Origin of the sequence: Salinivibrio sp. PR919, from assembly GCF_001995355.1 — a bacterium.
Lineage (GTDB): Bacteria > Pseudomonadota > Gammaproteobacteria > Enterobacterales > Vibrionaceae > Salinivibrio > Salinivibrio proteolyticus.
The window spans coordinates 1-5,869 of the sequence record NZ_MUFL01000125.1 but is presented as its reverse complement, the minus strand read 5'-3'; the positions used below and the strand labels follow the sequence as shown (position 1 = coordinate 5,869).

At 44.4% G+C, this 5,869-nt stretch carries 8 protein-coding genes; 7 read left to right on the top strand and 1 reads right to left on the bottom strand.

Annotated elements, in window-relative coordinates; genetic code table 11:
• The 7 genes from BZG83_RS15635 to BZG83_RS15605 form a co-directional block, all read left to right on the top strand.
• On the top strand, positions 1-494 hold a 494-nt coding region (locus tag BZG83_RS15635), incomplete at its 5' end, for a hypothetical protein (RefSeq protein WP_241828302.1).
• 93 nt (positions 495-587) lie between these two features.
• Positions 588-1,091 (top strand): AAA family ATPase, encoded by a 504-nt coding sequence (locus BZG83_RS15630; protein WP_077481920.1) that lies wholly within the window; start codon positions 588-590, stop codon positions 1,089-1,091.
• Between the two features lie 36 nt (positions 1,092-1,127).
• Entirely contained in the window at positions 1,128-1,784 is a 657-nt protein-coding gene (locus tag BZG83_RS15625) for a peptidase E (protein WP_077481918.1), read from the top strand.
• 33 nt (positions 1,785-1,817) lie between these two features.
• Positions 1,818-2,201: a hypothetical protein gene (locus BZG83_RS15620; RefSeq protein WP_077457227.1), complete on the top strand. Its 384-nt coding sequence runs from the start codon at positions 1,818-1,820 to the stop codon at positions 2,199-2,201.
• 101 nt (positions 2,202-2,302) lie between these two features.
• The gene (locus tag BZG83_RS15615) at positions 2,303-2,719 is read left to right on the top strand and encodes a GNAT family N-acetyltransferase (RefSeq protein ID WP_241825761.1); all 417 of its coding nucleotides are present in this window, start codon (positions 2,303-2,305) and stop codon (positions 2,717-2,719) included.
• A 221-nt stretch (positions 2,720-2,940) separates the two neighbouring features.
• Complete coding sequence (locus tag BZG83_RS15610; protein ID WP_069589419.1) at positions 2,941-3,318, top strand: hypothetical protein; 378 nt, start codon at positions 2,941-2,943, stop codon at positions 3,316-3,318.
• Between the two features lie 169 nt (positions 3,319-3,487).
• On the top strand, positions 3,488-4,009 hold the full coding sequence (locus tag BZG83_RS15605) for a GNAT family N-acetyltransferase (RefSeq protein WP_077481916.1): 522 nt from the start codon (positions 3,488-3,490) through the stop codon (positions 4,007-4,009).
• 38 nt (positions 4,010-4,047) lie between these two features.
• On the opposite strand, the gene BZG83_RS15600 is transcribed toward BZG83_RS15605, so the two are convergent.
• Positions 4,048-5,412: a GGDEF domain-containing protein gene (locus BZG83_RS15600; protein ID WP_131825107.1), complete on the bottom strand. Its 1,365-nt coding sequence runs from the start codon at positions 5,410-5,412 to the stop codon at positions 4,048-4,050.
• Positions 5,413-5,869 lie beyond the last annotated feature (457 nt).

Genomic DNA, 5,869 nt, shown 5'->3' with positions numbered 1-5,869 from the left:
TAATTATATCATTTATATTAATAAGAATGTTTATGGCAAAGCCAAATAGTGAAGAAATCTCCCGCTTTAACCGATACTTCGCAATTGAAAGCAACAATGAATTTTGGTCGTTATCGGAGTCAGACCTGAGCCAAGAAGAGAAGAAAAAGCTTTTAATTGTTGCATTTTCCTCTCTGTATCATTGGTCAGAAGTAGGAACCCAAGAGAATATTGAACTTGCCAATTTAGCAATAGCAAGAGCACTTTGTATCAATGATTCTCCACTGTGTATCCAATTTGCGAAAGCGGCATTTTCCTACTTTGACGGACAAGGAGCGAATTGGATTCAAGCATTCACGAATGCGGTCTTAAGTCATTCRCTATTGATCACAGGAGAACGAGCCCAAGCTATAGAGTTTTATGAAAAATCACTTAGTTATCAGTTAAAGCTCTCTGAGGGTGACAACAAGGTTTTCGACGCTACCTTTAAAACCATCCCGGACCCAAGGGCATAATAGCATTGACGACAAATATTTTAAGATGGATTACATCGGGAAGAATTTGTCGTTTTCCTTTTTAAGTGGCGACAATTAAATGGATAACCGTGTATGAAAAGAGTTGTCATAATAGGTAACTCAGGGGCTGGGAAGAGTTGGCTATCAGCTCGGCTGTCAGCCAAGGTTGGTGCTAGAGACGTCAATCTAGACACTTTTTATTGGGAGCCAGGTGGATATAGCAAGAAACGGCCAGCAAAATTTATTGATGACGATTTAAAACAATTATCATCAGAGGATGCTTGGGTTGTCGAAGGTGTTTTTGGTGCGCTCGTTGAAGAGTTACTTGAGTTTGCTGATACATTGATTTTTATTGATATAGACTGGACCAAATGCGAAGAATCGTTACGTTTAAGAGGTCAAAATGTTAGCGAAGAAGCGAATGCTGAGTTAGCGAAAAACAACTTTCAAGCGTTAATCCAATGGGCCTCCGAGTATTATTTTAGAAAATCAAAGAGCTCACACAGCTATCATCGCCAATTATTCGAAAAATTTGATGGTGTAAAATTTCATTTTACGCGAAGGGAAGATGTCACGTCTTTCCTTGATACTTTTTAAGACACAAGGAACTTTAGTCAATAATCAGGCCATGTCATGGATAAACATATTGTCGCGTTAGGCGGTGGTGGYTGGATGATGGGAGAGCAGCAAAGCGAATTAGATCAATATGCGCTCAGGTTAACTGGGAAAAGCGATCCGAAAGTTTGCTATATTCCCACTGCCACTGGGGATGCTGAGGAAGCCATCGACCGTTTTTATCAGTCCAAACTCAGTCGCCGCTTAAGTCATTTTCCATTATTTAAAGCCAACCTAGACTGGCGAACACATCTGCAAGAGCAAGATGTAATTTATGTCGGCGGTGGTAATACACGCTCTATGTTAGCGGTATGGAAAGCGTGGGGAATAGATAAACTACTTCAAGATTGCTATGAAAGTGGCATCATATTGTGTGGTATGAGTGCGGGGGCAATATGTTGGTTCGACTACGGGATCACAGATAGCGATCCTGAGAAGTATTCCGTTATCGAGGGGCTTAGCTTTGTCCAAGGTCTTGCATCAGCGCATTATACGGGGAGTGACGAAAAAGCTGAGCTGTTTTCTCAGTTCGCCAATCATCATATAAACWTGCCTTGCTATGGGATAAGTGATTATTCAGCACTACATTTCGTTAATGGTCGGTACCATAAGACAATCAACAGTCAAACGGGTGCGCAGGTAACCATTAAGAATGTTGATAAGACCAATATTTAAAAATGATGTGTGCCATTTTTCCAAGGAGTTTAAGTGTTCAAAAAGAATCATGTGCATCTGCAAATTAAAAAGGGTGAAGTTAAAGCAACACATCTTGAAACGGATAGCTCGATTGTGCGGACATGTGCAGCGCTATCGCATCCAAGAACCTTAATGGGTGAGTTCTTTGCCATTGAACGCTGTTTAAAAGAGGTACTCGATGAACTATTACCTAAAAGTATTTTTTCTCTATCGCCAATAGCGATTGTTCAATTTATCGAGAAAATTGAAGGTGGAATTACTAATGTTGAGGTACGTGCTTTCCGCGAAGCGACACTAGGGGCGGGAGCGCGACACGTTTTCTTTGCTGAATCGAGCACGCCAATCAGTAAATCTCAGCTATTGAATTTCAACTTTAAGCAGATAGAGCAACCATGAGTCCCATTCGTGATTGCAAAGAGGCGTGACCACAGCTGCTTGGTATGGTGAAAGAAGTGAGTGATGACGTGTGCTTGATTGAAAAGGCAAATGAGTGTGACATGCATGAACTTGTACGGTTGCAAATACGCGCATTTGCGTCTGACCGCGCGCTTTGTGGGTCGGGACCGCCTGGTTACGATAGTTATGATCATCAACGATACGCCGCAAGCTGTTACCAATATTATGTGATTAAGCAAAACAGTCAGCGGGTGGGCGGGTTTTACTTTTTATACCAATCCGGCATCCTCCAGTTGATAAGGCTGTTTATCGCCCCAGATTATCAAGGGCGAGGGATGGGTCAGATGGTACTCGAATTTCTTAAGGCACACGTACTGCCGGGAGAAGTGATCGAACTAGAAACTCCCACGTTCAGTGTCGGCGCGCAGCGGTTTTACGAGAAACAGGGTTTTCAAAGAATCAAACGGATTCAGTATGGGGCGAGTGACGCGTATTTGTATCGATTGATCGTGACCTAACAGCTTATGACTATTCAGCAGTCCTAAGTGATATGTCATGACAATGTATTTTTTTATGGGCAAATCTTGCTTGTTGTTGTTCTTCGGTCTTAACTTGAGATGACCAGTACTTAGCGGTTGGCGTATAGGGCGTCGGGGATACGCCTGTAAGTGCTTTGATCGTGTCAATTGCCAGAATGCTAGGCATTTCGATGAAGATTAAAGATTTATAGGAGATAAACATGTCAAGTCCAGCCAATGTAACTATCAAGAACTTTACCCAACAGTCGATCACCACCCAAGTGACGCGTGACTCTTGGGTAGAAGAAGATGGCGCTTCCATCAATAACCAAGTAATACCTGAGGGGCACGAGCGAACCTTTAAAGTCATTGCAAAAACCGGACACCATGGCGAACTCGATATTGACCTTATCGGTGGTAACTCAGGTCAAAGTCTCGGTGTTTTCTACATCAAGAGCATTAAAGATCCACAAGAAGGCGAGAAAAGCCTTGCAGTTGAACCAGCGAAGGAAACGGTTGTAATGTCGGCAATGGGATACCGACATACGCCGGGAGATGAAGATTTACGCCGTATCGATCTGGTTATCATAGAGCGTTAATCAAGGTTATAAAGGAATGGCGGCTTTTACTTTACGTAGAGGCCGCCATTTTTATTGTGTGATTTAAAACACACTTCTACGTCACCCTTGAGCCAACATTATTGCGTTCGATTAATATTGCGCAACGCTTAATCGTTAAATAAATGGACTTATTATCAATAACTTAAACATGGAAGTTCTCCCAGAAATCGAAGTGTCGAACGCGCAGCATGAGGCTATTCAAGCGCTTAGAAACAAGGCATTTCCTGACCATCAAGTTTCCCGTTCTTACTACAAGCAGCTTCTCCATATGCGGGCTTTGCAGTACCACGACAATCAACTGATTGGTTATATGGGGCTGGATTACAGGGCAGTGAATGTCGGTGGTGAGGTATACAAAGTGTTAGGCGTGAGTGATTTTTGCATCGACAGCGCTTGGCAAAGAAAAGGGATTGGCTCGAGTATGCTGGCGCAACTGGTTGACTATGCGCGAGATAAAGATGTTGATTTCATTATTCTTATTTCTGAGCTGCACGATTTTTATGTGGCCAATGGCTTTCAGCTCGTCGAGTCACATGCCTCTTGGCTACGCATCCATGAACATACAAATTATGGCGTTGCGGTTGAGTATGTCGATGAATTGTACGTTAAACCGATGAAAGATAAATCATGGCCTGCAGGGCATATGGATTGGCTTGGGTATATGTATTAATGCCATAGGTATAAGTAGCTTATGGCGAGTAAGAGGAGTTAGTCGTCTTTCGTTTTGTGTGCTGGGCGTTGCTCAAATCCCACTTGATCACGTCCATTGTTCTTCGCCCAATATAGGCGTTGATCCGCCAAGTGGACAAGATAGTCAGGCGAGATGTCTGGCGTACACTCAATGGTCGCAACCCCCAAACTAGCGGTAACATGACGCGCGGCGTTGGATCTGCCGTGGGGAATACCAAGTGCTGTAATCGACGCTTTAATCGTCATCGCAATCGCGGTTGCGCCGGCATGTGGGGTTTCCGGTAAGATACAACAGAATTCCTCGCCCCCGTATCGTGCGGCCAAATCTTGTGGGCGTTTTAGGCTTTGTTGGATGACTTCGCTAACCGCCTTTAGACATCTGTCGCCCGCCAAGTGACCATAGGTGTCATTGAAGGCTTTAAAGTAATCTAAGTCGATCATGATTACCGACATGGGTGCGCGTGTTCGTTTCAGTCGTTGATATTCAGCATTAAGCACTTCATCAAAGCAGCGCCGATTCGCTAATCCGGTAAGTGGATCGGTAATGCTTAACGTTTCAAGCTTGTCACGCGCGATTTTGAGTTCGCCAAGATAGTTTAACTGGTCCCAGTATGTACGAAGCGTGAATAGGGCAAGTAACCACAATACGATCAGCGCCCCCACCGCGACTCTCACTTGATAGCGCCAGTCTGCTTGCCAATGTTGGTCTGCTTCTCCAACTAAAGTATAAAACGGTAGCCCCTCGACTTTGCGAATACTGAATAAACGCGGCACACCATCAATGGGTGACGTAGCTCGAAAGCTTTTTTCTGTTAGCCCGGACGCAATAAAGGCACTAACAATAGGGTCTTCTATCAGCTTGCCCAAGCTCTCGGGTTTACTGGGCTCTCTTGCTAAAAGTCTTAGATTTTGATCTAAGATGGCGACTACATCCAGCGGATCTATCGAGATTTCTCCAACCCAGTTGGAGAAAAAAGTGAGATCAACGCCCAAGGCCGCAAAACCTTGAAAGCTGGGTTGGTTTGGCAAAAACTTTCGCGATTGGGTGACATTCAGTGGGCCCGTCGTACTTTTAAATGCATTGGAGACGAATGTATTTCGATCGGGAGAGTCTCGTAGCGCTTTACAGTAGTCTCGATGGCTGCCATCCCAGCCTAGTTCCTTGCTGTTGGCATGAGTGATAATACAGTTTTGATCAAAAAAGCCGGCAAGAATGACATTAGGAACTGTGTTCATTTTAGAGGCAATTAACGCTGTTAGACGTTGATGCGCGTCTGGATCCGGGTGGGGGTAGACAAGGTCTTCGGGTTGGACATGCCCCAACATATCTCGTAATAAATAATCGGTTATCTGAAACGAGCCTTCCACCCATTCGGCAATCAAAAAACTTAACCCTTCGACTCGTCCACGAGATTTATCTTCTGCTTGTTGTAAAGATCGTATCAGGCCTATTGTCGCGATTACGCCAAGTAATACGCAAAAGAGCACGCAAAAAAATAGGCTTTTTATCCGAATAAACACACCAATAACACAGCTCCTTGAGTTCCATATTTTACTATAGGAGTCGCTCTTTCGGTTGTCGACACGGCTTGAACGGATGCGCGCCTGCAGTTGCCTGCAGGCGCGGCCATGTTGTCAGACTCGGTGGCTAAAGATCCTCGTATCATAGTTCTTTAGCCACCACGCCCAGTCTATTGTTTCCCTTACTTAATCACCAATTGGTCATCCGGCCTATCTTCAATCGCACTGTGTAACCTAAGAATGGTTTTACAGCACAGGGGCGAGCCATGCAGACACAAACCATCACCGTAACCACCGCCAGCCAAATGCAAGACTATGC